Genomic DNA, 23,465 nt, shown 5'->3' with positions numbered 1-23,465 from the left:
TTTTCTCCCTAGGCACCGGCCCTGGTTACAGTGGGCGCGATGAACGACCGCGTTCCTGACTCCTCGGGCCTGCCACTGCGGGCCATGGTGATGGTGCTGCTGTTCCTGGGCGTGATCTTCCTGCTGGTCGGTTTCCAGGCCATGGGCTCCGGCAACGACACCAGCAGCGACGACACCTCGGTGCGCACCGTCACCACCACCACCAAGACCTCGGCCGCACCGGAACCCAAGGCCGACGTGCGGGTGTTCAACGTCGGCGAGGGCGAAGGCGCCGCCGGCCGGATCGGCGACCGGCTGCGCGAGGCAGGCTGGAACGTCACCGAGACCAGCAACCTCCAGGTGCCGCCGCTGCCCGAGACGACGGTGTACTACGGCACGACCGAGGGCGAGCAGGCCGCGGCCGAGGCGGTCGCCAAAGTGCTCAGCGCGCCGGCTGCACCCCGAATCCCGGAAATTGCCGAGCAACCACCGGGCGTGATCGTTCTGGTGACCGGATAGGCTTCGGCACATGGTCAAGTCAGTGAGCCCGTTGAGAACTGCCACCGCCGTCATGTTCGTTGCTCCCGTCGCGTTGTTGACCGCGTGCAGCCCGAACGAACCGATCGCCTCACAACCGGGTACCACCCCGGCCGTGTGGACCGGCTCGCCGGCACCGGCGGCGGCGGGCGAAGAGTCGCACGGCGCGCCCGAGGCGCCGGCCGCCCACGGCGAGACGCTGACCGCGCAGCTGAAGGCGCCGGACGGCACCCAGGTCGCCGCCGCCACCTTCGACTTCGCCGACGGTTTCGCCACCGTCACCATCCAGACCACCGGGACCGGCAAGCTGACCCCGGGTTTCCACGGGCTGCACCTGCACTCCTATGCCAAGTGCGAGGCCAACTCCGTGGCCCCGGCCGGCGGCGCACCCGGTGACTTCCTGTCCGCCGGCGGCCACTTCCAGGCCGGCGGCCACTCCGGACACCCCGCCAGCGGTGACCTGTCCTCGCTGCAGGTCCGCGAGGACGGCTCGGCGATGCTGGTGACCACCACCAACGCGTTCACCAAAGAGGATCTGCTGGCCGGTAACGGGACCGCGATCATCATCCACGCGGACGCCGACAACTTCGCCAACATCCCGCCGGAGCGCTATCAGCAGATCAACGGTGGTGCCCCCGGCCCGGACGAAACCACCATGGCCACCGGTGACGCCGGCAAGCGGGTGGCCTGCGGTGTCATCGGCACCGGCTAAGCCGTCAGCGGGCAAGCCCGGCCGGATCGACTTCGCCGGTTCGCCCCGGCCGACCCTCGGTGTCGAGTGGGAGTTCGCCCTCATCGACGCGGTCACCCGCGATCTGAGCAACGAGGCGGCCGAAGTGATCGCCGATGTGGGCGAAAGCCCACACGTCCACAAGGAATTGCTGCGCAACACCATCGAGGTCGTCACCGGTGTCTGTGACACCGTCGACGAGGCGATGGTCGACCTGGCCACCACCCTGCGTAGCGCACGCGACATCGTGCACGAGCGCGGCATGGAGCTGTTCTGCGCGGGCACTCACCCGTTCGCGTCGTGGTCGGCGCAGAAGCTGACCGACGCGCCGCGCTACGCCGAGCTGATCAAGCGCACCCAGTGGTGGGGACGGCAGATGCTGATCTGGGGCGTGCACGTCCACATCGGGGTGTCCTCGGCGCACAAGGTGATGCCGATCATCTCCTCGCTGCTGAACCAGTACCCGCATCTGCTGGCGCTGTCGGCGTCGTCGCCGTTCTGGGCCGGCGAGGACACCGGCTACGCCAGCAACCGGGCGATGATGTTCCAGCAGCTGCCGACCGCCGGGCTGCCCTTCCAGTTCCAGACCTGGCGGCAGTTCGAGCGGTTCGTGCACGACCAGAAGAAGACCGGCATCATCGACCACATCAACGAGGTCCGCTGGGACATCAGGCCGTCACCGCATCTGGGCACCATCGAGGTGCGGGTGTTCGACGGCGTGTCCAACCTGCGGGAGCTCGCCGCGCTGGTGGCGCTGACGCACTGCCTGGTGGTCGATCTGGACCGCCGCCTGGAAGCCGGTGAGCAGCTGCCGGTGATGCCGCCGTGGCACGTGCAGGAGAACAAGTGGCGCGCAGCCCGCTACGGCCTGGACGCCATCATCATCCTCGACGCCGACAGCAACGAACGGCTGGTCACCGAGGACCTCGACGATCTGCTCACCCGGCTGCAACCGATCGCCGAATCTCTGCACTGCGCCGACGAATTGGCCGCGGTCGCCGACATCCCACGTGACGGTGCGTCGTATCAGCGGCAACACCGGGTGGCGCAGCGCAGCGGCGGCGACCTGCGCGCCGTGGTCGACTCGTTGGTCGGGGAGCTCGATATCTAGGGAGGCACCCATGACGATGCGTCGACTGGGTCTGGCGGCGCTGGCCGCCGCGGTGGTCGTGACCGGCGGCGGATGCGCCAAGGCGATCACCGGGACCCCGGTGGCAACACCGGGGGAGGCGGGTAAGGGCATGGTGCCCGCCGATCTGCTCACCACGACCTGCCGTGAGTACCTGACCATGGATGTCGTCACCCGCCGTGAGGTGATCAAGGCCATCGGTGAGAGCGGCAATCAGCTGGTCGCCATGAACCCGGAGCTGTGGGCGGGGGTGGCCGGTGCGCTGTGCGGTTTCGTCGACCCGAGCGCGCCGGTCAAGGATGTGGTGATGGGGCAGGGCATCCGCTAGCCATGGCGACCCAACCGATGTTCCCGCTGCAGTCGGCGCTGCTGCCCGGGGAGTCGTTGCCGCTGCGGATCTTTGAACCACGCTATGCGCAGTTGGTGCGGGACTGCCTGGACATGACCGATCCCGCGTTCGGGGTGGTGCTGATCACCCGCGGCCGCGAGGTCGGCGGTGGCGACGTCCGCAGCGATGTCGGTGCGCTGGCCCGGATCACCGAGTACGCCGATCAGGGCATGGGGCAGTATCAGCTGAACGCGGTTGTCGGCGAACGCATCCGGGTGCTTCAGTGGCTGTCTGACGATCCGTATCCGCGGGCCGTGGTGGAACCGTGGCCCGACGAGCCGGGCCCGCCGGTGACCCCCGAACGGATCGGCGAGGTCATCGACCAGATGCTGGTGCTGTTCGAGATGATCGTGTCGTCACGCGGAGCCCGGCTGCGCCCCGACGCACTGGCGGTCGAGCCCGAGATCGCCGAAGACCCGGCACTGCACATCTACGAGCTGGCCTCGCGGGTTCCGATGGGGCAGGCCGACCGCTACGCCGTTCTGGCCGCGCCGACGTTGGCCGACCGGGTGGACGCCCTCACCGATGCGATCGAAACCGTCACGGCCATGGTCGAATTCCAGATCGCCTCGGACGGGGACTAGCGCCTGCGACAGCCGCACATCTGACGGGGGATGCCCGGCACTGTCGGAGTGGGATGACACCATGGGTGCGTGACGTCGATCGAGCGGCCGATGCCGCCGCTGAATGCCGATGAGCGAACCACACTGGAGAGTTGGCTGGATTTCTACCGCGCCACCTTGGCCACCAAATGCGAAGGCCTAGACGACGAACAGTTGCGCGTTGCGTCGGTGCCGCCGTCCGAGCTGACGTTGGTCGGCTTACTTCAGCATGCCGCTGAGGTGGAGCGGAATTGGTTCCGTCGTGTCCTTGCGGGAGAGCAGGCGCCGCCGATCTTCGGACCACCCGACCATCCCGAAGGACACGACGGTGGGTTCACGGTGAGCGAGCAGTCGACCTATCGCACCGCCGTCCAGATCTGGCAGGACGAAATCCGGCACGCGCGCGCGAACTGTGCGGCGCGAGCGCTCGATGACACCAGCCACTTCATGGGCGGCGAGGTGAGTTTGCGGTGGATTTACACGCACATGCTCACCGAATATGCCCGCCACTGCGGGCACGCCGACCTGCTTCGGGAACGCATCGACGGCGCGGCCGGAGTCTGAAATCCACTGCTGCTGACCGCCTGTGCGCGAGAGCTCACAGCTTGCGGGCGTCCAGCAGCACGGTGTCGGGGACGGCGTCCTCGAGGTCCTCGGGTGCCGTGCGCTGATAGTGCGACATCAGGTCGGCCGCGGCGATCGCGCTGACCTCCCAGCCGTGTTCGGTCAGCCACGCGGCGACATCGGTGCGGGCCTCCAGGTACCACAGCCGGCTGACGTCGGGGATCTCCGGGCCACCGGCCGCCGCGGCCGCTTGGCGCGCCTGCTCCATCCGCTCTTTGCGGCGGGCCAACAACTCCGGGGAGTAGAACACCTCGCCGAACGCCTCGACCGACAGCCGGCTGCCCGCCGCGCTGAGCGCGTCGATCTGCTCGAACAACGCGTCCTGGGCGGTGGCCGGCAGATAGGGCAGCAGTCCCTCGGCCGACCATGCCGTCGGGGTGGACGGATCGAAACCGGCCCCGCGCAACGCTTGTGGCCAGTCATGACGCAGATCGACCGCGACCCCGGCGTACTTCGCGGCGGGCCGCGCGTGCTGCGCGCGCAGCACCCGGTCCTTGAACTCGAGCACCTTCGGCTGGTCGATCTCGTAGACCGTGGTGCCGCTGATCCACGGTAGCCGCCAGGCCCGGGTGTCCAGGCCGGCGGCCAGGATGACCGCCTGGTCTACGCCGTTGGCGCCGGCGGCGATGAAGAACTCGTCGAAGAACTTGGTGCGCGAGGCGATATAGGCCGCCATCGCTTTGGCGCGCGCCGGGTGGTCGTCGAGGAACGGCGACGTCCAGCCCGCCTCGACGGCGGCTTCGACGAAGAAGTGCGCGTAGCGGTCGGTGTACAGCGGGCAGGCGGCGTCGGTCTCGGCCGCCCGGGCGCGGGCCACACTCAGCGCGGTGGCGCCGACGCCTTCGGTGATGTCCCAGCTGTCGTTGTCGGTTCGGCTCACGGGTTCGTTCTCTCGGTGTCGTCGCGCATCTCGTCGACGGTCAGCTCGTCGCCGACCTTCTGCTCACGGTAAGCCAGCTGTCCCACCCGGTGCGCCACCACCGGGGCGGTGATGAGGGTGAACATCGCGGTCAGCACCAGCATGCCGACGTCGACGTTGCCGCGCAGCCGGATCGTGGCCCCGGCCAGGACCAGCAGCAGCCCCAGCACCTGCGGTTTCGTCGCGGCGTGCATGCGGGTCAGGGTGTCCGGGAACCGCAGCACGCCCACCGCCGCGGTCAGCGCCAGCCCCGAACCGGCCAGCACCAGCACCGCGGCAACCAGATCGGGGGTGCTCACAGCCGGCCGTCCCGTTCGGACGACTTCCCGGCGAGGTCGGGCACCCGGAAGCGGGCCACACTGACCGAGCCGACGAAGCTGATCAACGCCAGTGCAGCCAGGCTGTAGGTGACGGTGGTGTCCAGGCTGAACGCCGCCCAGGTACCGACACCGCACATCGTCACGGCCACCAGCGTGTCGACGGCGACCAGCCGGTCCAGCGTGCTGGGGCCGGCCAGCAGCCGGACCATCGTCACCGCGGCGGCCGCGACCAGCATCACGCCCGAGAGCACCCAAACGATGGTCATGAGGGGACCTCCTCGGATTCGGTTGCGGCGGGCCGCCATTCGGAATCCCGCTCGAACGCCGCGATGAGCAGCCGCTCGAGCTGGGCCATCTGCCGGTAGAACCGCTGCACCGAGCGCTGCGACCCGACGTCGAGCACGTGCACGTAGACCAGCCGCCGGGCCTGATCGATCTCCAGGACGATGGTGCCGGGCGTGAGGTTCATGATGTTGACCGCCAATGCCAGCACCAGATCCGACTTGAGCGCCAGGTGCCCGCGCAGCACCGCCGACAGCGGCGGGGCCCCCGGCCGGACCGCCAGCCACGCCACCTGCACCGACGACTGCGCCAGCCACCACGCCACGTGCAGCGCCAGCCACACCAGCGACAGCGGATGCACCCGGCCCTGCACCGGCACCGCGGGCAGCGGCAACAGCAGCGTGATGCCCAGCGCCACCGCCAGGCCGGACAGCACGTTGGCCACCGACACGCTGCCCCACAGCAGCAGCCACACCAGCGTCAGGAACACCAGCGTCCAGATCCGCAGCGTCCACGCCCTCATCGGTGGCCGCCCAACACCGCGGTGATGTACTGGCTGCGATCGAGCACCTCGTCGGCGGCTCGATCGGTGTACCCGAAGATCGGCCCGGCGGCGACTGTCAGCGCCACCCCGACGGCGATCAAACCCATTGTCGGAGCGACCATTCCGACCGGCATCCGGCCGACGTCGTCGCGGTCGTCGAAGGCGACGTCCGCAGAGTAGTCGTCGAGCAGCACCGAGGGTGCGGAGTCGGCGAGCTCACCTTCGGGCGCGTCGACCCGGGCCCGCCAGAACGCCTTGGTCCACACCCGCGCCACCACGTACAGCGTCAGCAGGCTGGTCACCACCGACCCGGCGACCAGCAGCCAGACCAGAACCGAGCCGTTGGCCGTGCCGGCCTCCAACAGTGCGACCTTGCCGATGAACCCCGAGAAGGGCGGAATACCACCCAGATTCAACGCCGGCACCATGAAGACGAACGCCAGCAGTGGGCTGGCCGCGGCCAGCCCACCCAGGCGGCGCAGCGTCGAGGCGCCGGCCTGCCGCTCGATCAGGCCGACCACCAGGAACAGGGTGGTCTGCACGACGATGTGGTGGGCGACGTAGTAGATCGCCCCGGACATGCCCAGCTGACTGGACAGCGCGACGCCGAACACCATGTAGCCGATGTGACTGACCAGGGTGAACGACAGCAGACGTTTGATGTCGTTCTGGGCGATCGCGCCCAGGATGCCGACCAGCATGGTCAGCAGCGCGGCGACCAGCAACACGTTGTCCAGGCCGCCCGCCGGGAACAGCAGCGAGTGCGCCCGGATGATCGCGTACACACCGACTTTGGTCAGCAGCCCGGCGAACACCGCCGTGACCGGCGCCGGTGCCGTCGGATACGAGTCGGGCAACCAGGCCGAGAGCGGGAACACCGCGGCCTTGATGCCGAACGCCACGAGCAGCACCGCGAAGACCGCGCTTCGGGTGCCGGAGCTGACGTCGTGCAGCCGCAGCGACAGCTCGGCCATGTTCAGCGTGCCGGTCGCCGCGTACACCAAGGCCAGGCCGATCAGGAAGATCAGCGACGACACCATCGACACCATCACGTAGGAGATGCCGGCGCGCACCCGCTCCTTGCTGGCGCCGATGGTGAGCAGCACGAAGCTCGCCGACAGCAGCACCTCGAACCCGACGTACAGGTTGAACAGGTCGCCGGCCAAAAACGCCGTGCACACCCCGGCCGACAGCACCAGATAAGTCGGCAAGAAGATCGACACCGGCTGATGCTGATCGCCGTCGCGGATACCCTGCCCGATGGCGTAGAACACCACGGCGAGCAGCACGATCGCCGAGACCACCAGCATCAGCGCCGAAAGCCGGTCGGCCACCAGCGTGATGCCCAGCGGTCCGAGTCCGGCGTCGGTGGGTCCCCAACCGCCGACGTGCAGGGCCTGGGTGCCGTCCCGGTCGGTCAGGTACAGCAGCACTGCGCACACCGCCAGGACCCCGGTCAGGGCGACCAGGGTGATCAGCCGCTGCAGCCGCGGCCGGCGCCCGGCGATCAGCGTCAGCGCGGCCGCCACCAACGGGATCAGCACCGGCAGCGGCATCAGCACACCCGAGAGGTTCATCGCGACCCCTCGTGTCCGGGCAGCGCGTCGAGTTCGTCGGGCTCGTCGGTATCCCGCGCGGCGACATGCTGCGGGGCGTCCTCGTCGATCGAGGAAGCCTCCTCGCCGGACAGCTTCGACACCCGGGTGTCCTCCGGGTCGTTGCCCACTTCCTCCTCGGTGGTCAACCGGAATGACCGGTAGGTCAGCGCCAGCACGAACGCGGCGATCCCCATCGCGATCACGATCGCGGTCAGGATCATGCCCTGGGCCAGCGGGTCGGCCGTCGTGGTCTCCGCGCCGCTGGTGCGCCCGCGGATGGGCGGGTTACCCGATTCCCCGCCCACGGTCAGGATCAGTAGGTTGACGGCGTTGCCGACCAGCAGCAGGCCCAGCAGCATCCGGGTCAGGTTGCGCGACAGCAGCAGGTAGACCCCGCAACTGGTGAGGCCGCCGATGATGATCAGAGGAACCAGGTAGACGGTCACGATGCCCTCACCTTCAGCGCGGGGCGGGTGGTGGCCAGCTCCTCGTCGATCCGCGCGCCGAGGCTGCGCAACACGTCGAGCACCAGCCCGAGCACGATCAGGTAGACCCCCAGGTCGAAGAACAGCGCGGTCACGAACTTCACCGTGCCCAGCAGCGGCAGGTGCAGGGTGATCACCGCCGACGACAGGGCGGGCGCGCCCAGCAGCATCGAGCCCACCGCGGTGCCGCCGGACAGGGCCAGCCCGGCGCCGAGGATCTTGCCGGCGTCCAGCGGCAGCGTCTCGCCGAGCTCATAGCGCCCGCCGGCCAGGTAGCGCAACACCAGCGCGAGGCCGGCGGTCAGCCCGCCGGCGAACCCGCCGCCGGGGGTGTTGTGCCCGGTGAAGAAGAAGTACACCGACAGCACCATGATCAGCGGGAAGATCATCCGGGTGGCGACCTCGAGCACCAGCGAGCGGTTGCGCGGGTCGCGCAGCTCGCTGCCGCGCAACCAGGTGGTGTCGCCGGCGGCGGGGCTGTAGGCGGTCGTGGGTAGCGCCCCGATGTCGGGCTGGCCGACGTCGGACACCCGCGGCGCCGAGCCGAACCTGCGGTTGCGGAACACCAGGGACGCGACGCCGGTGGCGGCCACCACCAGCACCGAGATCTCCCCGAGGGTGTCCCAGGCGCGGATGTCGACCAGCAGCACGTTCACCGTGTTCGCGCCGTGGCCGCGGTAGTAGGCGGCGTCGGGCAGCAGGTCGGCGATCGGCGTCCCGGTGCGGGCGGCCATCGCGAACACCGCCAGCGTGGTGACGGTGGCCCCGACCGCGACCGACAGCGCCACCCGGGGCAGCCGGTAGCGGCGGATGTTGGCCTCGTCGGCCTCGGCGGGCAGCGTGCGCAGCACGAGCACGAAGATCACCAGCGTCAGGGTCTCCACCAGGAACTGCGTCAGGGCCAGGTCGGGGGCGCCGTGGAAGGCGAAGATGGCGCCGCAGCCATAGCCGGTGATGCCGACCAGCAGCACGGCGGCCAGCCGGTTGCGCATCACGGTCGCGGCCACCGCGGCGGCCAGGATGAGCAGGCCCACCACCGGCTGGACCAGGGAATCCCACAGCCGGAACTGCGGATGGTTGGTGGCGCCGAAGGCCAGCACCGCGACCGGGAACAGCACCAGGGTGGTCAGGATGACCGACTGCGTGACCGGAATCGACCCGCGCTGGGTGATCGCGGTCAGCCGGACCGAGGCGACGTCGGCGCCGCGGATGACGGCGTCGTAGATCCGGTCGGCGTTGCCCAGCGGTTGCCAGGCTCCCAGCCGGGCACGGCGCAGGCGCTCGCGGCTGAAGAACGCCGCGGTGCCCACCGCGAGCACCACCACCGACAGCAGCAGCGGCAGACCGAAGCCGTGCCAGAGTTCCAGCGTGTACTGCCCGTCGTCGGCGCCGGCGGCCGGCATCGTCTCGGCGTAACCGTCGAGGGTGGCGTCCAGGCGGTGCGGCACCAAGCCGAAGAACAACCCGGCCGCCGCCAGGATCGCCGGAGCCACCAGGAACACCGCGGCCGGGCGGTGCAGGTTGGCCACCAACGTCGTCGGGCCGGCAGATCCCTTGCGCGCGAACGCACCCCACAGGAACCGGAGGCTGTAGATGGTGGTGAAGACCGACCCGGTCACCACCCCGGCGAGCACCACCGGTGCCCACGGTCCCAGCGATTCGCTGTGCGCGATGGTCTCGAAGTCGGCTTCTTTGGCCACGAAGCCCAGGAACGGGGGCAGCGCGGCCATGCTCGCCGTCGCCGCGGCGGCGATGACGAACAACGCCGGCATCCGGCGGCCCAGCCAGGCCAGCCTGCGGATGTCGCGGGTGCCGGTCGAGTGGTCGATGACGCCGACGACCATGAACAGGGTCGCCTTGAACAGCGCATGCGCGCACAGCATGGCCAGCCCGGCCAGCATCAGGTCCCGGCCGCCGGCGCCGACCATGACGGTGATGAACCCCAGCTGGCTGACCGTGCCGAACGCGAGGATCAGCTTCAGGTCGTATTCGCGGACCGCGCGCCAGCCGGCCAGCAGCATGGTCAGCACCCCGAGGGTGATCACGGTGGGCCGCCAGCCGGGCGAGTCGGCGAAGCCGGGGACCAGCCGGGCGATCAGGTAGACGCCGGCCTTCACCATCGCGGCGGCATGCAGATAGGCGCTGACCGGGGTCGGCGCGGCCATGGCACCGGGCAGCCAGAAGTGGAACGGCACGATGGCCGATTTCGAGAGCGCGCCCACGAGCACCAGGACGATCGCGACGGAGACGGCGGTGCCCTGCGGCGGGTCGGCCACCAGCTCGGACAGCAGGTAGGTGCCTGCGGCGTGGCCGAGGACGACGACGCCGGCCAGCATCGCCAGCCCGCCCGCGGTGGTGACCAGCAACGCCTGCATCGCGGCCCGGCGGCTGGTGGCACGCTCGGCATAGTGTCCGACGAGCAGGAACGACAACACCGTGGTCAGTTCCCAGAACGTGTAGAGCAGCAGCATGTTGTCGCTGACGATCAGGCCGAACATGGCGCCGGAGAAGGCGACGAGCTCCGCGGCGAAACTGGGCAGCCGGTTCTCGGTGTGGCCGTCGCGGTGGTGGAAGTACTCGGCGCAGTAGAACAGCACCAGCGCGCCGATCCCCAGCACGAGCACGCTCATGATCGCGGTCAGGGTGTCGAAGCGCAGGGTGATGTTCATCGACAGCTCGGGCACCCACGGGATGTCCACCGCCGCCACCCGCCCGCCATGCGGCCAGTTGAGCGCCACCCAGATCAGCGATCCGGCGGGTACGAGTGCGAGTGGGTAGAAGGCCAGCCGTCCCCATCGGTACACGAGCGCCGGCGCCACGGCGGCGGCGATCGCATGCGCGATCAGGATGACGAGCATGGCACTCCGATCTATAGGACGTGCCGGCGCTGCAATCTGGGCGCGCCAGCGCGTCGGTGATCTACCGGTCGGTCGGGGTGTCAGCCAAAGTTTTTCGGCTATGTCCTGTCAACAGTCTACGGTGTTGACACTGGGGCAGATTTCCCGGTGACCCGGACGTGCCGGCGTGTGCTCCCGCTTTACCTGCGAATATGGCTGGGCAACAGCATATTTCGGCATCCGAACCCGGTAGGGGGCAGGGCTCCGAAGCGCACCGGAAGGGCGTGACCCAGCAATCCGACGGCCCCGCCGAGAATCGGCCAGACCGGCCAGAAGTACGCGGTCTGCCCGGTGGTGAGCGCGACGGCCAGCCACACCGTCACGACGATCGTGACCATCGCCAGGTAGCCGGCCAGGTGGAATCGGACCGAGGCGCGGGCCGCTCGCCGGCGGGCGGCCAGTCGGCGGGGGTCGGCGCGCTGGATCCGGTCATGGGGGAGGTCGGCGAGCGCGAGGTTCAGATGCTCCGCGCTGCGTGCGCCGAACACGGCCTGGACGCGGGCCTCGTACTCGTCGAGGTCGAGATAGCCCTGGGCGAGGGCTTGGGAGAGCAGGTCGGCGGCAGCTGTCCGGTCGTGGTCGCCGATCCGGAGCACGGTAGCGGTCATACCGTCCAACTCTGACATGTCACTAATGGACTGTCAACGGATGCGGTTGAATGGCCGCATGGCCGATCGCATCGTCAGTGCCAGCCGCCGGATCGCCGCACCCGCCGCCGCCCTCTTCGAGCTGATCGCCGACCCGGCTCGGCAGCCCGAATGGGACGGCAACGAGAACCTCGCGCAGGCCGCCGCGGGCCAGCGCATCCGAGGTGTGGGCGACGTGTTCACCATGACGCTCACCCAAGGGCCCGTGCGGGAGAACCACATCGTCGAGTTCGACGAGGGCAGGCTGATCGCCTGGCGTCCGGCCGAGCCGGGCACCGCCCCGCCGGGGCATCTGTGGCGCTGGCAGCTCGAGCCCGTCGACGACACCACCACCGTGGTCACCCACACCTATGACTGGACCGATCTGAGCGATCCGAACCGGCTGGCGCGCGCTGCGGCCACCACGGCGGACAAGCTGCTGGCCTCGATCGACCGGCTCGCCGCGCTGGCCGAGGCCGGCTAGCTGATCAACGGCCCGCGGCGAACGCCCGCAGCGATTCCACCTGAGCCGGATCCAGCGACGGGCGCACCGTCTCGCGGGCCTTGGCCACGTCGTCGGCGGTGACATCCGCGGCGTCGATGGAACGGCGCATCGCGGTCAGCGCGGCCTCGCGCAGCAGTGCGACACAGTCGGCGGCGCTGTACCCGTCCAGCTCGCCGGCCAGCGCGTCGAGGTCCACCTCCGGCGACAACGGCACGGATTTGCCTGCGGTGCGCAGGATGTCGCGGCGAGCGTCGGCGTCGGGCGGCTCGACGAACACCAGCTTCTCCAGGCGGCCTGGTCGCAGCAGGGCCGGATCGATCAGGTCGGGGCGGTTGGTGGCGCCGAGCACCACCACGTCGCGCAGCGGCTCGATGCCGTCGAGTTCGGTCAACAGCGCCGCCACCACCCGGTCGGTGACTCCCGAGTCGAAGCTTTGCCCACGCCGGGGTGCGAGCGCGTCGATCTCGTCGAGGAATACCAGTGACGGCGCGGAATCCCTTGCCCGCCGGAACAATTCGCGGACGGCCTTCTCTGAGGAGCCGACCCACTTGTCCATCAGTTCGGCGCCCTTGACGGCATGCACACTCAACCGCCCGGAACTGGCCAGCGCGCGCACCACGAACGTCTTGCCGCAGCCCGGGGGCCCGTAGAGCAGCACCCCCCGTGGTGGCTCGACGCCCAGGCGGGCGAAGGTGTCCGGGTGCTGCAGCGGCCACAGCACCGCCTCGGTGAGGGCCGCTTTGACCTCGACCATGTCGCCGACGTCGTCGAGGGTCACCGATCCGACCGAGACCTCCTCGGTCGCCGAGCGCGACAGCGGCCGGATGACGGTCAGCGCCCCGGCGAAGTCGGCCTGGGTCAGGGCCGGCGGCTTACCATCCTCGCTGGCTCTGGCGGCCGCCCGCAGCGCCGCCTCCCGCACCAGGGCCGCCAAATCGGCCCGCACGAATCCCGGTGTGCGCTCGGCGATCTGGTCCAATGCCAGATCCTCGGCGGGGACATCACGCAGCAGCACCTCCAGCAGTGCCTTGCGGGTGGTGCCGTCGGGCAGGCTCAAGCCCAGCTCGCGGTCACACAGGTCGGGCGCGCGCAGCCGCGGATCGACCGCGTCGGGCTGCTGGGAGGTGGCCACCAGCACGACCCCGGGCGCGGCGACGGCCTTGCGTAATTCGGTCAGGATCTTGGCCGCCACCGGCTCGGCAGGCGTGGGCAAGAGTGCGTCGATGTCGGTGATCAGCAGGACACCACCACCCGCGGTGACGGTGGCGACGGCGTCGACCACGGCGCGGTGGCGATCCGCGGCGGCCAGCGCGCCGGTGTCGGGCCCGTCGAGTTCGACCAGGCGCCGCCCGGCGCACACCGCGCGGACCAGCGTGGCCTTGCCGACCCCGGCAGGGCCGGTGACCAGGACTCCCAGATTCGGTGTGGCGCCAAGCTTTTCCAGCAGCTGGGGCTCGTCGAGGGCGAGCTTGAGCCATTCGGCCAGCCGGCCGGCCTGCACGTGCTGACCCTTGAGGTCGTCGACGGACACCGCCGGCGAGGCCGGCCACACCATCGGCGGGCTGACCGCCGCGGTCGGGCCGGGCGCGGCGGACCCGGGCACGCCGTCACCCCAGGTGACCGACGAATTCGGTTGCACGCTCACCGGTCCCGCCGGGTCCGTGCCGGTGACGGTGAGCAGCTCCGAGGTCCACGTGATGCCCACCGAGGACGCCAGCGCCGAACTCGCCTGCGTCGTCGACGTGCCGGGACCGAGATCGCGCGGCAGCAGCGACACCGTGTCCCCGACCGTCATCACCTTGCCCAGCAACGCCTGGCGCAGGGTCGCCGACGACACCGACTGGGTGGCCAGGTTCGAGCCGCGCAGGGTCACCGAGCGGGCGCCGAAGACGGTGACCGGCGCCACCAGCACGGTGGTGTCCTCCCGCAGACCGGCGTTGGACAGGGTCACGTCGTCGAGCAGTGCGGTGCCGGCCGGGGTGTCCGGCGAGGCGATCGCGGTGACCGCCGCGGTGGTGCGCGAACCGGTCAGCGACACCGCATCCCACTCCCGGATGCCCAGGGCGGCGATGGCCTCCGGGTGCAACCGAACCACGCCCCGGCGGGAGTCCAGCGCCGAGGTGTTCAACCGTGCCGTCAGCGCCAGATTCGCGGGCATGCCCTACCCGCCCGGCCTGCGCAGGCCCAACCGGGCCACCGACCGGCGCCGCGTCGGTTGTTTGGCCCGGCGGATCGCCCGGCGCGCGGCGCGCTGCTGGCGCGGCTGGTCGTTCCACGCCTCGGGATGCGCGGCGACCCACCGCTGGCTTCGGAAGGCGAATGGGATGTGCACGACGTAGGCGGCGATGATCACCAGGATCACCAGATACGGGAAGACGAAGGCCGCGGCAACCGCGATCGCCAGCAGGGCCAGCATCGGGGCCACCATGTTGGGCCGCACGGTGAAGGTGTGCACCTTGCGCATTGGAAGGCGGCTGACCACCAGCAGCGAGACACCCACCATCCAGATCGACACCGCCCAGTACGACGTCCACCAGCCGTCGCCCCACTGCATCTTGGCGGCCAGCGGGCCGATCGCGCCGATCGCGCCGGCCGGCGCGGGCATCCCGACGAAGTACTCCTTGGTGTAGGCAGGCAGATCCGCGTCGAGCAATGCGTTGTAGCGCGCGAGCCGCAGCACGATGCACACCGCATAGAGCAGCACCACGACCCAGCCGATGCGGGTGTCGGCCAGCAGCAGGGCGTAGACGATGAAGGCCGGGGCCACCCCGAAGTTCACCGCGTCGGCCAGCGAGTCGATCTCCTCGCCCATCCGGGAGGTGGCCTTGAGCACCCGGGCGATCCGCCCGTCGAGCGCATCCAGGATGGCCGCGGCCGCCAAGAACGCCATCGACTCGGTGGGCCGGTGGTCCAGGGCGTACTTCACCGACGTCAAGCCCAGGCAGATGGCCAGCACGGTCACCGCGCTGGGCAGCAGACGGGTGCTGATGAGCGGGCGGGGGCGGGGTTTGATCACGGCAGCTGCGCCAACACCGTCTCACCGGCCAGCGCCCGCTGGCCGGGCTCGACGAGCAGCTGCGAGCCGGCCGGCAGATAGGTGTCCAGCCGCGAGCCGAACCGGATGAGCCCGTAGGTGTCGCCGATGGCGACCTTGTCCCCGGCGTGCACATCGCAGATGATGCGACGCGCGACCAGGCCGGCGATCTGCACGACCACCACTTCCCGTCCTTCCGGCGTGCGGATCAGCACGCTGTTGCGCTCATTGTCCTCGCTGGCCGCCGCCAGGTCGGCGGAATGAAAGCTCCCGGGCCGGTACTGGACAGCCAGCACCTCGCCGCCGACCGGGAGCCGCTGCACGTGGGCGTCGAGCAGGGACAAGAAGATGCTGACCCGCGGCCGCGGTCCCGCGGGCAGGCCCAGTTCGGCGGGCGGTTCGGCCTCTTCGACCAGGCAGATCAGCCCGTCGGCGGGGGCCACCACCACGCCCGGGCGGGTCGGTGGCGTCCGCGGTGGGTGGCGGAAGAAGCCGGCGTTGGCCGCAGCAGCCACCAGGCCCGCTCGGCGGATCCAGCGGTTCCTACGGCCGACGGCCGCCACGGCCAGACCGGCCGAGATGAACGGAAGCCCGGCGGGGTGAACAGGGGGAACGGAGGAACGCACCAGCGCGACCAGCCGCTGGGGGCCGGACTTCATGGTGTCTTCCGCGGTGCGGGGGCGTCTGGCCATCGGCGACGATTCTACGTGCGCCCGCAGTCCGGCCGCGCTAGGACAGGTCCCACAGTTGGACCTGCTCGCCTGCGGCCATCTCGGTGACGTCTTCGGCGATCTCCAGCAGGCAATTCGCCGAGGCCAGCCAGCGCAGATGATGCGACGCCGGCGGCCCGTAGGTGGTCACCGTGCCCGCCGCCGCGTCGTAGACCCCGCGGCGGAACTGACGCTTGCCCTTCGGCGAGGTGAGCCCGTCGGCCAGCACCGCGGTGCGCCGCGGCCGGTGCGGGTGCGGCAGGCCCATCGCCGCCCGCAGGGCCGGCCGGACGAACACCTCGAAGGACACCAGCGCGCTCACCGGGTTGCCGGGCAGCGTGACGATCGGGCACCCATTGATGAGGCCCGCGCCCTGCGGCATCCCGGGCTGCATGGCGACCTTGACGAACTCGACGCCACCACCGGAGCCTGCGCCGAAGGCGTCCTTGACCACCTCGTACGCACCGGCGCTGACGCCGCCGGTGGTGATGATCAGGTCGGCCTGCCCGGCATAGCCTTCGAGCACCGAGCTGAACTGGGCGACGTCATCACTGGACGTCGGGGTGGCCACCACGTCGCCGCCCGCCTCGCGGACCGCGGCGGCCACCATGATGGCGTTGGACTCGTAGATCTGGCCGGGCTTGAGTTCGGTGCCGGCCGAGACCAGTTCGGTGCCCGTCGACATCACCAGCACCCGCTGGCGCGGCCGCACCGTCAGCGACCCCAGTCCGAGTGCGGCGGCCAGGCCGAGTGCGGCCGGGGTGACCAGGTGACCGGTCTGCAGCACCGTCGTCCCCGCGGTCACGTCCTCGCCTGCGCGGCGGATGTGCTGGCCGGCCTTGGCAGCCGCGCGGATCTCGACGGTTTCGACACCGGCGTCGGTGGCCTCGACCGGCACCACCGCCGTCGCACCCGCCGGCAGCGGCGCCCCGGTCATGATCCGGTGCGCGGTGCCCGGAGCCAGCGTGAGCGGGTCGGTTCGGCCCGCCGGAATGTCTTCGGCGACAGGAAGTCTCACCGGTGCGCTGTCAGCTCCGGCGACGTCGTCGGCGCGGACTGCGTAACCGTCCATCGCGGAGTTGTCGAACACCGGCAGGGACAGCGGTGCGGTCACGTCGGCGGCCAGCGCCAGCCCTTCGGCCTCGGTCAGGCCTACCGCCGTCGCCGGGCGGGCAGCGATCAGTTCGGCGACGACGCGCTGGTGTTCGGCGACGGTGCGCATCAGATGTCGAAGCTCACGCCGGTGAGCTCCTCGGACACCGCCCACAGCCGCTGCTGCACGGCCCGGTCGTGCGACTGGCGGCTGGACTGCACCAGTTTCGGATAGCCGCGGATCTCGCGGAACCCGTCCGGACCGTAGTACTGGCCGCCGACGACAGCGGGGTCGGTCGCCGCGCGCAATGTCGGCAGGGCACCCAGCTCCGGGCTGTTGAGCACCAGACCGGCGAGCATCTTGACTCCGGGCAGCGACGCGCCGGGCACGTGGCGGGTCAGCTCGGTGTTCGACACACCCGGATGGGCAGCCACCGCAATGGTTTTCGCGTTCGCGGCGGCCAGCCGGCGCTGCAATTCATAGGCGAACATCAGGTTGGCCAATTTCGACTGCCCGTAGGAGGCGACGCGTTCGTAGCGGCGGCGTTCCCACTGCAGGTCGTCGAAGTCGATCCTGGCCCGGATGTCGTGCGCGATGCTGGCGACCACCACCACCCGCGACCCGTCGACCGGCAGCAGGTTGGGCAGCAGCAGCCCGGTCAGCGCGAAATGACCCAGATGGTTGGTGCCGAACTGCAGCTCGAAACCGTCGGCGGTGGTTTGTTTGGGTGGGTACATCACCCCGGCGTTGTTGATCAGAAGGTCGACGCGCGGGTAGCTGTTGCCGAGCTCGGCGGCGGCCTCGCGCACCGAAGCCAGCGAGCCGAGATCGAGTCGGTGCACCGCGACGTCGGCACTCGGGACGGCGCGCCGGATCTGCGCTGCGGCGGCATCGCCCTTGGCGGTGTCGCGGACCGCCATCACCACCCGGGCGCCGCGCTCGGCCAGCACGCGCGCAGTGTCGAAGCCCAGGCCGGTGTTGGAGCCCGTGACGATCGCGACGCGGCCGTGCTGATCGGGGACGTTCGCTTCGGTCCACTTGCTGCTCATGCGACGACGATACGTCGGCCCAAGTTGCGTCCGACCGGTGGCCGTTTACTGTCGCGGTATGGCTATCGGCGGGGTGCTGTTCGACATTGACGGCGTCTTGGTGACCTCGTGGAAGCCGATCCCCGGTGCGGCCGAGGCGCTCGCGGTGCTGGCCGACCACCAGATCGCCTGCTCCTATCTGACCAACACCACCACCCGCACCCGCCAGCAGATCGCCGCGGCGCTGTCGCAGGCCGGTATCGAGGTGCGTCCCGACGAGGTGATCACCGCCGCGGCGTTGACCGCCGACTACGTGCGCGCCAACTATCCGGACGCGCGGTGCTTCCTGGTCAACAACGGCCAGATCACCGACGACATGCCGGGCATCGACATCATCGACTCTGTGGTCTACGACGACGGCATCGATCCCGAGGTCCCCGACGTCATCCTGCTCGGCGGGGCGGGGCCGGAATACAGCCACCGCACGTTGAGCCGGGTCTACGAATGGATGGCCCAGGGGATCCCGGTGGTGGCCATGCACCGCAGCACGGCGTGGACCACCACCGAGGGGCTGCGGATCGACACCGGAATGTACCTGATCGGCATGGAGGAGACCTCCGGGCGTAAGGCCACGGCCGTCGGCAAGCCCGCGCCGGCGGGGTTCTTGGCCTCGGCCGCTCGGCTCGGTGTCGACCCCGACGAGATGTACATGGTCGGCGACGACCTCAACAACGATGTGCTCGCCGCCCAGGTGGTCGGCATGACCGGGGTGCTGGTGCGCACCGGCAAGTTCCGCCAGGACACGCTGGACCGTTGGGCGGCAGACGAATTCGCGATGCAGCCCAGCCATGTCATCGATTCGGTCGCCGGACTGCCGGGGCTGCTCGGGCTGTAGGTGTATGCGTCTACCACGTGCATCCCGAATTGGGATGCACGTGGTAGATTTGGTACATGAGCACTCAGATCGCGATTCGCTTGGCCGATTCATTGGTCGCTGAGCTGGACCGGCTTGTCGCCTCGGGCCGCGCGCGTAGTCGCGCGTCCCTGGTAGAAGCGGCCCTTGAACGCGAATTGCGTCGCTTGGCAGCTGCGAGTGATGCCGAGACCCTTCGTCGAGTCGGAACAGATGACGACCTCGACAGCCTGGTCGAATGGACCGTGGCCAATATCGGTGTCAAGGAATGAGCGGGCGGGAGATCTGTCTGGCCAAACTTGATAAGACCCGGCCGGTTGCTGTCTTGACGCGGGCAATCGCCCGGCCGGCGATGACCAAGGTGACGGTTGCCCCGATCACGTCGACGGTGAAGGGCCTCAGTAGTGAAGTGCCCGTCGGCCCGGAGAACGGTCTGGACCAGGCGGGGGCCATATCAGTGGACAATGTGGTGACGATCCCGCGGGCGCTGCTCGGGAAAACGGTCGGCTATCTCTCCGAGGCGCAGGAAAGGCGACTGGCAACCGCAATCGTGCTGACCTACGACCTCGATATTCCGTTGCTCGCGGATTGACAGGGCCCAACTTGCGCTAGCCGGGACGTTGTCGACGGTTCACCCCTGCAGTCCGCTGACACCGGCGATTGAAAGTTGTTGGTCTGCAACAGTTCAGGGATGACAAGCTCGGATCCTCACGATGTCATCGCCAGCCGTGCAGCCACGGCGGGCTCTAGCGATGAGTTTTCCCGGCCGCGGCGGTCAGCCAGAGCATGACCGAAATTCTGATTGTCACCGCCGTCCTCCACGCACCGGCCGCCGCCGTGTTCGGCGTGCTCGCCGACCCGACCACCCATAAGGACATCGACGGCACCGGCTGGGTCCGCGACCCGGTGGACCCGCAGCCGCTGCGCCACGTCGGGCAGGTCTTCCGGGTCGCCATGTATCACGAGGGCCACCCCGACAAGCACTACGAGATGGCCAACCAGGTCGTCGCGCTCGAACCCGATCGCGTCATCGCCTGGGCACCGGGCGGGCTGGCGCAGGACGGCAGCCTGGAACTCGGCGGCTGGACCTGGCGTTACGACCTGGAGCCGGTGGCCGCCGACCAGACCCGGGTGACGCTGACCTACGACTGGTCCAAGGTGCCGCCGGAGATCCGGGAGAACATCCCCTTCCCGGCGTTCCCGGTGTCCCATCTGGACAACTCGCTGGCCAACCTGGGCACGCTGGCCGACGTCAGGTCGATGACGTGAGGCCGCGAACCGCTTCGATGCGGGCCTTGAGCTGATCGCTGGTGGCCGCCGCCACCGGCGGCCCGCCGCAGACCCGGCGCAGTTCGTTGTGGATCTGGCCGTGCGTCTTGCCGGTGCGGTGGTGCGCCAGTGACACCAGGGCGTTGAGCTCGCGGCGCAGGTCCCGCAGCTGGCCATGAGTGGTCAGCCGCGGTGCCTCACCGCTGGCGGTGCGCTTGGTGAGTTGCTCTTCTTGCCTGCGCCGCAACAGGTCTCGCATCGATTCGGCGTCGAGCAGGCCGGGGATGCCGAGGTAGTCGGCCTCTTCCTCGCTGCCGGCCGGTGTCGCCGTCCCGAACGACGAGCCGTCGAAGATCACCTGATCCAGCTCGGCGTCGGCGCCGAGGTATTCAATCTTGTTCTCGCCCTCGTCGGGCTCGTCGCGCTTCTGCTTGGCCAGCTCCGCCTCGAGGGGGTCGTCGTCGAGGTTCTCCCGGTGCGGCTTGCCGAGCACGTGGTTGCGCTGGGCTTCCATCTCGCTGGCCAGCATCAGCAGGTTGGGCACCGACGGCAGGAAGATGCAGGCCGTCTCGCCCGGTCGCCGGGAGCGCACGAACCGGCCGATTGCCTGGGCGAAGAACAGCGGCGTCGACGCGCTGGTGGCGTAGACACCGACCGCCAGGCGGGGCACGTCGACACCTTCGGAGACCATGCGCACGGCCACCAGCCAGCGCGACGTGCTCGCCGAGAACTGCGAGATGCGCTCCGAGGCGCCCTTGTCGTCGGAGAGGACGACGGTGGGCGCTTCACCGGTGATCTTGCGCAGCAGGTCGGCGTAGGCGCGGGCGGCGGTCTGATCGGAGGCGATGATCATGCCGCCGGCGTCGGGCACGTGTTCGCGAAGGCCGCGCAGCCGGGTGTCGGCCGCCGCGATCACCGCGGGCATCCATTCACCGGCCGGGTTGAGCGCGGTCTTCCAGGCCCGGGCGGTCTGCTCGGCGGTCAACGGTTCGCCCAGGCGCGCGGCGTGCTCTTCGCCGGCGCTGTCGCGCCAGCGGGCCTCGCCGGAGTAGGCCATGAACATCACCGGTCGCACGACGCCGTCGGCCAGCGCGTCGGAATAGCCGTAGGTGTGGTCGGCCTGGGAGCGGGCGAAGCCGTCCGGACCGACTTCGTAGTTCACGAACGGGATCGCGCTGTCGTCGCTGCGGAACGGTGTCCCGGTCAGGGCGAGGCGCCGCGTCGCGTCGTCGAACGCCTCCCGCATGGCGTCGCCCCACGTCTTGGCGTCGCCGCCGTGGTGGATCTCGTCGAACACGACCAGGGTCTTGCGGTTCTCGGTGCGGACCCGGTGGCGGGTGGGGTGGCTGGCCACCTGGGCGTAGGTGACGACCACGCCGTGGTACTCCGCCGAGGTCTGCGAGTTCGAGTTGGAGAACTTGGGATCCAGCGCGATCCCGTGCCGTGCCGCGGCCTGCGCCCACTGGATCTTGAGATGCTCGGTCGGGACGACGATCGTGATGGTCTCGACGGTGCCCTCGGCGAGAAGCTCGGCCACGATCCGCAGGGCGAAGGTGGTCTTACCGGCGCCCGGGGTCGCGACGGCCAGAAAATCACGCGGCTTGGCGGCCAGATACTTCACCAACGCCCGCCGTTGCCAGCCCCGCAATGCCTGGGTGCTGGGCGCATCAACTGCCCGCACCCCTGGGACTCCTCTCGGTCGAGAAGAACCTTAGCGCAACGGATTACGGATACGCATCTTTGTCGACGGGCGGTTCGGGGAAGAAGTTGTCGTTGCGGTGGAAGAACTCGGTGCGCTGCTCCTCGGACAGCTCACCGAGGCGGGGCAGACCCTCGAAATAGAACTCGCGGGGCGCGCCCGGCGTGAACAGCATCAGCAGCGACGCCGGTTCGTCGGACACGTTGCCGAAGCCGTGCAGGCCCCCGGGCGGGACGTAGAGGTAGTCGCCCTGGTCGCCGACGGTCCAGTCCCGGCCGTCGAAGAGCCGAACCTGCCCGGACAGCACGAAGAACGATTCGGACATGGCCTTGTGGAAATGCGGGCCGGGTCCACCGGCCTGCGGCCCCAGGTCCACCCGGTACAGGCCGAACTCCCCGCCGGTGGACCGCTCGGTGGCCAGGTAGGTGTAGCTGACTCTCCACGACTGGAAGTCGGCCGGGGTGTCGCCCTTGCGCAGGGTGGCGCTGACCTCGCCGTCGCCGTCGTAGCGCGGCGGGGGATAGGGCGGCACGTGCAGCAGCGACATGGCCTCCAGTCTGCCGCTCAGCCGAGCGGGTACACCACCCCGGTCAGTTCCTCGGACACCGCCCACAGCCGCCGCTGCGCGGCGATGTCGTGCGAGCGGCCGTTGGACCGGACGGCCTTGGGGTAGCCGCGCATCTGCAGGAACCCGCCGGGTCCGTAGTACTGGCCGCCCGGCGCGCTCGGGTCGGTGGCGGCGCGCAGCGTCGGCAGTGCACCCATCTCGGAGCTCTGCACCGTGAGGCCGAATCCCCACTCGACGATCCGCGGCAGGTTGCGGCCCAGTTCGGTGGCCGAGCTGCCGGGGTGCGCCGCGGTGGCGATGGTGTCGGTGCCGGCCAGCCGGCGCTGCAGTTCGTAGGTGAACAGCAGGTTGGCCAGCTTGGACTGGCCGTAGGCGCCGGTCCGGCTGTAGCGGCGCTCGGACTGCAGGTCGTCGAATCGGATGCGGCCCATGCGGTGGCCGTTGCTGCTGACCGAGACGATCCGCGAACCCTTGGCCGCCAGCACGCGGTCCAGCAGCAGGCCGGTGAGGGCGAAGTGGCCCAGATGGTTGGTGCCGAACTGCAGCTCGAAGCCGTCGGCGGTGGTCTGCTTCGGCGTCATCATCACGCCCGCGTTGTTGATCAGCAGGTCGATGCTGTCGTAGGTGGCGCGCAGCTGCTCGGCGGCGCCGCGGATGGACGCCAGCGAGGTGAGGTCGAGTTCTTGCACGGTGACGTCGGCGCCGGGGTAGCGCCGGACGATGAGGTCCGCGGCGGCCTTGCCCTTGTCGAGGTTGCGGACGGCGAGCACCACCCGGGCTCCGCGGGCCGCAAGACCCCGCGCGGTCTCGTAGCCCAGCCCGGTGTTGGCCCCGGTGATCACGGCCGTGCGGCCGGATTGATCCGGGATGTCGGCAGTGGTCCAGTGTGGGCTTGGGTGGGGCACGGCGTCTCCTCGATTACGATGGATAAACGGAGCGCGCGCCCCGGTTTCTTCGACTATACGGAACGTGCGCCCCGCTTTGTC

At 69.7% G+C, this 23,465-nt stretch carries 27 protein-coding genes; 11 read left to right on the top strand and 16 right to left on the bottom strand.

What is annotated here, in order from left to right:
* Positions 1–39: 39 nt before the first annotated feature.
* The 6 genes from MSZK_RS07530 to MSZK_RS07505 all read left to right on the top strand — a co-directional run bounded on the left by MSZK_RS07530 (position 40) and on the right by MSZK_RS07505 (position 3,929).
* Positions 40–498 carry a LytR C-terminal domain-containing protein gene (locus MSZK_RS07530; protein ID WP_099246408.1) on the top strand — a complete coding sequence of 153 codons (459 nt, stop codon included), beginning with the start codon at positions 40–42 and terminating at the stop codon, positions 496–498.
* A 10-nt stretch (positions 499–508) separates the two neighbouring features.
* A complete protein-coding gene (locus MSZK_RS07525; RefSeq protein WP_099246406.1) occupies positions 509–1,228 on the top strand; it encodes a superoxide dismutase family protein in 720 nt (239 codons plus the stop codon).
* Positions 1,209–2,357 carry a glutamate--cysteine ligase gene (locus MSZK_RS07520; RefSeq protein WP_099246404.1) on the top strand — a complete coding sequence of 383 codons (1,149 nt, stop codon included), beginning with the start codon at positions 1,209–1,211 and terminating at the stop codon, positions 2,355–2,357. The genes MSZK_RS07525 and MSZK_RS07520 overlap by 20 nt, the downstream gene beginning before the upstream one ends.
* 10 nt (positions 2,358–2,367) lie before the next feature.
* The gene (locus MSZK_RS07515) at positions 2,368–2,703 is read left to right on the top strand and encodes a hypothetical protein (RefSeq protein WP_099246402.1); all 336 of its coding nucleotides are present in this window, start codon (positions 2,368–2,370) and stop codon (positions 2,701–2,703) included.
* 2 nt (positions 2,704–2,705) lie between these two features.
* Positions 2,706–3,347 (top strand): LON peptidase substrate-binding domain-containing protein, encoded by a 642-nt coding sequence (locus tag MSZK_RS07510; RefSeq protein ID WP_099246400.1) that lies wholly within the window; start codon positions 2,706–2,708, stop codon positions 3,345–3,347.
* 69 nt (positions 3,348–3,416) lie between these two features.
* Positions 3,417–3,929, top strand: coding sequence for a DinB family protein (locus tag MSZK_RS07505; RefSeq protein ID WP_233211159.1), 513 nt, complete (start codon positions 3,417–3,419; stop codon positions 3,927–3,929).
* Between the two features lie 34 nt (positions 3,930–3,963).
* On the opposite strand, the gene MSZK_RS07500 is transcribed toward MSZK_RS07505, so the two are convergent.
* From MSZK_RS07500 to MSZK_RS07465, 8 genes are all read right to left on the bottom strand, one after another.
* Entirely contained in the window at positions 3,964–4,869 is a 906-nt protein-coding gene (locus MSZK_RS07500; RefSeq protein ID WP_099246398.1) for an SAM-dependent methyltransferase, read from the bottom strand.
* Positions 4,866–5,207: a monovalent cation/H(+) antiporter subunit G gene (mnhG, locus tag MSZK_RS07495; protein WP_099246396.1), complete on the bottom strand. Its 342-nt coding sequence runs from the start codon at positions 5,205–5,207 to the stop codon at positions 4,866–4,868. Before mnhG ends, MSZK_RS07500 begins: the two co-directional genes overlap by 4 nt.
* Positions 5,204–5,494, bottom strand: a complete 291-nt coding sequence (locus MSZK_RS07490) for a monovalent cation/H+ antiporter complex subunit F (RefSeq protein WP_099246394.1) — start codon at positions 5,492–5,494, stop codon at positions 5,204–5,206. The genes mnhG and MSZK_RS07490 overlap by 4 nt, the downstream gene beginning before the upstream one ends.
* A complete protein-coding gene (locus MSZK_RS07485; protein ID WP_099246392.1) occupies positions 5,491–6,033 on the bottom strand; it encodes a Na+/H+ antiporter subunit E in 543 nt (180 codons plus the stop codon). Before MSZK_RS07485 ends, MSZK_RS07490 begins: the two co-directional genes overlap by 4 nt.
* Positions 6,030–7,631 carry a Na+/H+ antiporter subunit D gene (locus tag MSZK_RS07480; RefSeq protein WP_099246390.1) on the bottom strand — a complete coding sequence of 534 codons (1,602 nt, stop codon included), beginning with the start codon at positions 7,629–7,631 and terminating at the stop codon, positions 6,030–6,032. Before MSZK_RS07480 ends, MSZK_RS07485 begins: the two co-directional genes overlap by 4 nt.
* Entirely contained in the window at positions 7,628–8,098 is a 471-nt protein-coding gene (locus tag MSZK_RS07475) for a Na(+)/H(+) antiporter subunit C (protein ID WP_099246388.1), read from the bottom strand. The genes MSZK_RS07480 and MSZK_RS07475 overlap by 4 nt, the downstream gene beginning before the upstream one ends.
* On the bottom strand, positions 8,095–10,995 hold the full coding sequence (locus MSZK_RS07470; protein WP_099246386.1) for a Na+/H+ antiporter subunit A: 2,901 nt from the start codon (positions 10,993–10,995) through the stop codon (positions 8,095–8,097). Before MSZK_RS07470 ends, MSZK_RS07475 begins: the two co-directional genes overlap by 4 nt.
* Before the next feature lie 179 nt (positions 10,996–11,174).
* The gene (locus MSZK_RS07465) at positions 11,175–11,642 is read right to left on the bottom strand and encodes a DUF1707 domain-containing protein (protein WP_099246384.1); all 468 of its coding nucleotides are present in this window, start codon (positions 11,640–11,642) and stop codon (positions 11,175–11,177) included.
* A 58-nt stretch (positions 11,643–11,700) separates the two neighbouring features.
* Between MSZK_RS07465 and MSZK_RS07460 the strand changes: the two genes are divergently transcribed.
* The gene (locus MSZK_RS07460; protein ID WP_099246516.1) at positions 11,701–12,144 is read left to right on the top strand and encodes an SRPBCC family protein; all 444 of its coding nucleotides are present in this window, start codon (positions 11,701–11,703) and stop codon (positions 12,142–12,144) included.
* 4 nt (positions 12,145–12,148) lie between these two features.
* Here MSZK_RS07460 and MSZK_RS07455 read toward each other — a convergent pair whose 3' ends face one another.
* Genes MSZK_RS07455 through MSZK_RS07435 form a run of 5 tightly spaced genes read right to left on the bottom strand, consistent with a single transcriptional unit; the run spans position 12,149 to position 18,051 of the window.
* Positions 12,149–14,323 (bottom strand): AAA family ATPase, encoded by a 2,175-nt coding sequence (locus MSZK_RS07455; RefSeq protein WP_099246382.1) that lies wholly within the window; start codon positions 14,321–14,323, stop codon positions 12,149–12,151.
* A gap of 3 nt (positions 14,324–14,326) precedes the next feature.
* Positions 14,327–15,181, bottom strand: a complete 855-nt coding sequence (gene pssA / locus MSZK_RS07450) for a CDP-diacylglycerol--serine O-phosphatidyltransferase (RefSeq protein ID WP_099246380.1) — start codon at positions 15,179–15,181, stop codon at positions 14,327–14,329.
* The gene (locus tag MSZK_RS07445) at positions 15,178–15,891 is read right to left on the bottom strand and encodes a phosphatidylserine decarboxylase (RefSeq protein WP_099246378.1); all 714 of its coding nucleotides are present in this window, start codon (positions 15,889–15,891) and stop codon (positions 15,178–15,180) included. The genes pssA and MSZK_RS07445 overlap by 4 nt, the downstream gene beginning before the upstream one ends.
* A gap of 37 nt (positions 15,892–15,928) precedes the next feature.
* A complete protein-coding gene (glp, locus tag MSZK_RS07440; protein WP_099246376.1) occupies positions 15,929–17,131 on the bottom strand; it encodes a gephyrin-like molybdotransferase Glp in 1,203 nt (400 codons plus the stop codon).
* Positions 17,131–18,051, bottom strand: coding sequence for an SDR family NAD(P)-dependent oxidoreductase (locus MSZK_RS07435; protein ID WP_099246374.1), 921 nt, complete (start codon positions 18,049–18,051; stop codon positions 17,131–17,133). Before MSZK_RS07435 ends, glp begins: the two co-directional genes overlap by 1 nt.
* 58 nt (positions 18,052–18,109) lie before the next feature.
* On the opposite strand from MSZK_RS07435, the gene MSZK_RS07430 reads away from it, so the two are divergent.
* The 4 genes from MSZK_RS07430 to MSZK_RS07415 all read left to right on the top strand — a co-directional run bounded on the left by MSZK_RS07430 (position 18,110) and on the right by MSZK_RS07415 (position 20,212).
* On the top strand, positions 18,110–18,925 hold the full coding sequence (locus MSZK_RS07430) for an HAD-IIA family hydrolase (RefSeq protein ID WP_099246372.1): 816 nt from the start codon (positions 18,110–18,112) through the stop codon (positions 18,923–18,925).
* 56 nt (positions 18,926–18,981) lie between these two features.
* Positions 18,982–19,215, top strand: a complete 234-nt coding sequence (locus tag MSZK_RS07425) for a YlcI/YnfO family protein (protein ID WP_099246369.1) — start codon at positions 18,982–18,984, stop codon at positions 19,213–19,215.
* Complete coding sequence (locus tag MSZK_RS07420) at positions 19,212–19,535, top strand: type II toxin-antitoxin system PemK/MazF family toxin (protein ID WP_099246367.1); 324 nt, start codon at positions 19,212–19,214, stop codon at positions 19,533–19,535. Before MSZK_RS07425 ends, MSZK_RS07420 begins: the two co-directional genes overlap by 4 nt.
* Positions 19,536–19,729: 194 nt before the next feature.
* Positions 19,730–20,212, top strand: a complete 483-nt coding sequence (locus MSZK_RS07415) for a polyketide cyclase (RefSeq protein ID WP_099246365.1) — start codon at positions 19,730–19,732, stop codon at positions 20,210–20,212.
* Here MSZK_RS07415 and MSZK_RS07410 read toward each other — a convergent pair.
* Genes MSZK_RS07410 through MSZK_RS07400 form a run of 3 tightly spaced genes read right to left on the bottom strand, consistent with a single transcriptional unit; the run spans position 20,196 to position 23,384 of the window.
* Positions 20,196–21,893 carry a DEAD/DEAH box helicase gene (locus MSZK_RS07410; protein ID WP_099246363.1) on the bottom strand — a complete coding sequence of 566 codons (1,698 nt, stop codon included), beginning with the start codon at positions 21,891–21,893 and terminating at the stop codon, positions 20,196–20,198. The two genes, MSZK_RS07415 and MSZK_RS07410, sit on opposite strands and share 17 nt — an antisense overlap.
* A 43-nt stretch (positions 21,894–21,936) precedes the next feature.
* Positions 21,937–22,458 carry a cupin domain-containing protein gene (locus MSZK_RS07405; protein ID WP_099246361.1) on the bottom strand — a complete coding sequence of 174 codons (522 nt, stop codon included), beginning with the start codon at positions 22,456–22,458 and terminating at the stop codon, positions 21,937–21,939.
* 17 nt (positions 22,459–22,475) lie between these two features.
* The gene (locus tag MSZK_RS07400; protein ID WP_099246359.1) at positions 22,476–23,384 is read right to left on the bottom strand and encodes an SDR family NAD(P)-dependent oxidoreductase; all 909 of its coding nucleotides are present in this window, start codon (positions 23,382–23,384) and stop codon (positions 22,476–22,478) included.
* Between the last annotated feature and the right edge of the window lie 81 nt (positions 23,385–23,465).

Origin of the sequence: Mycobacterium sp. shizuoka-1, assembly GCF_002723835.1 — a bacterium.
Taxonomy (GTDB): Bacteria; Actinomycetota; Actinomycetes; order Mycobacteriales; family Mycobacteriaceae; genus Mycobacterium.
This window is presented reverse-complemented; position numbering and strand designations above follow the sequence as displayed.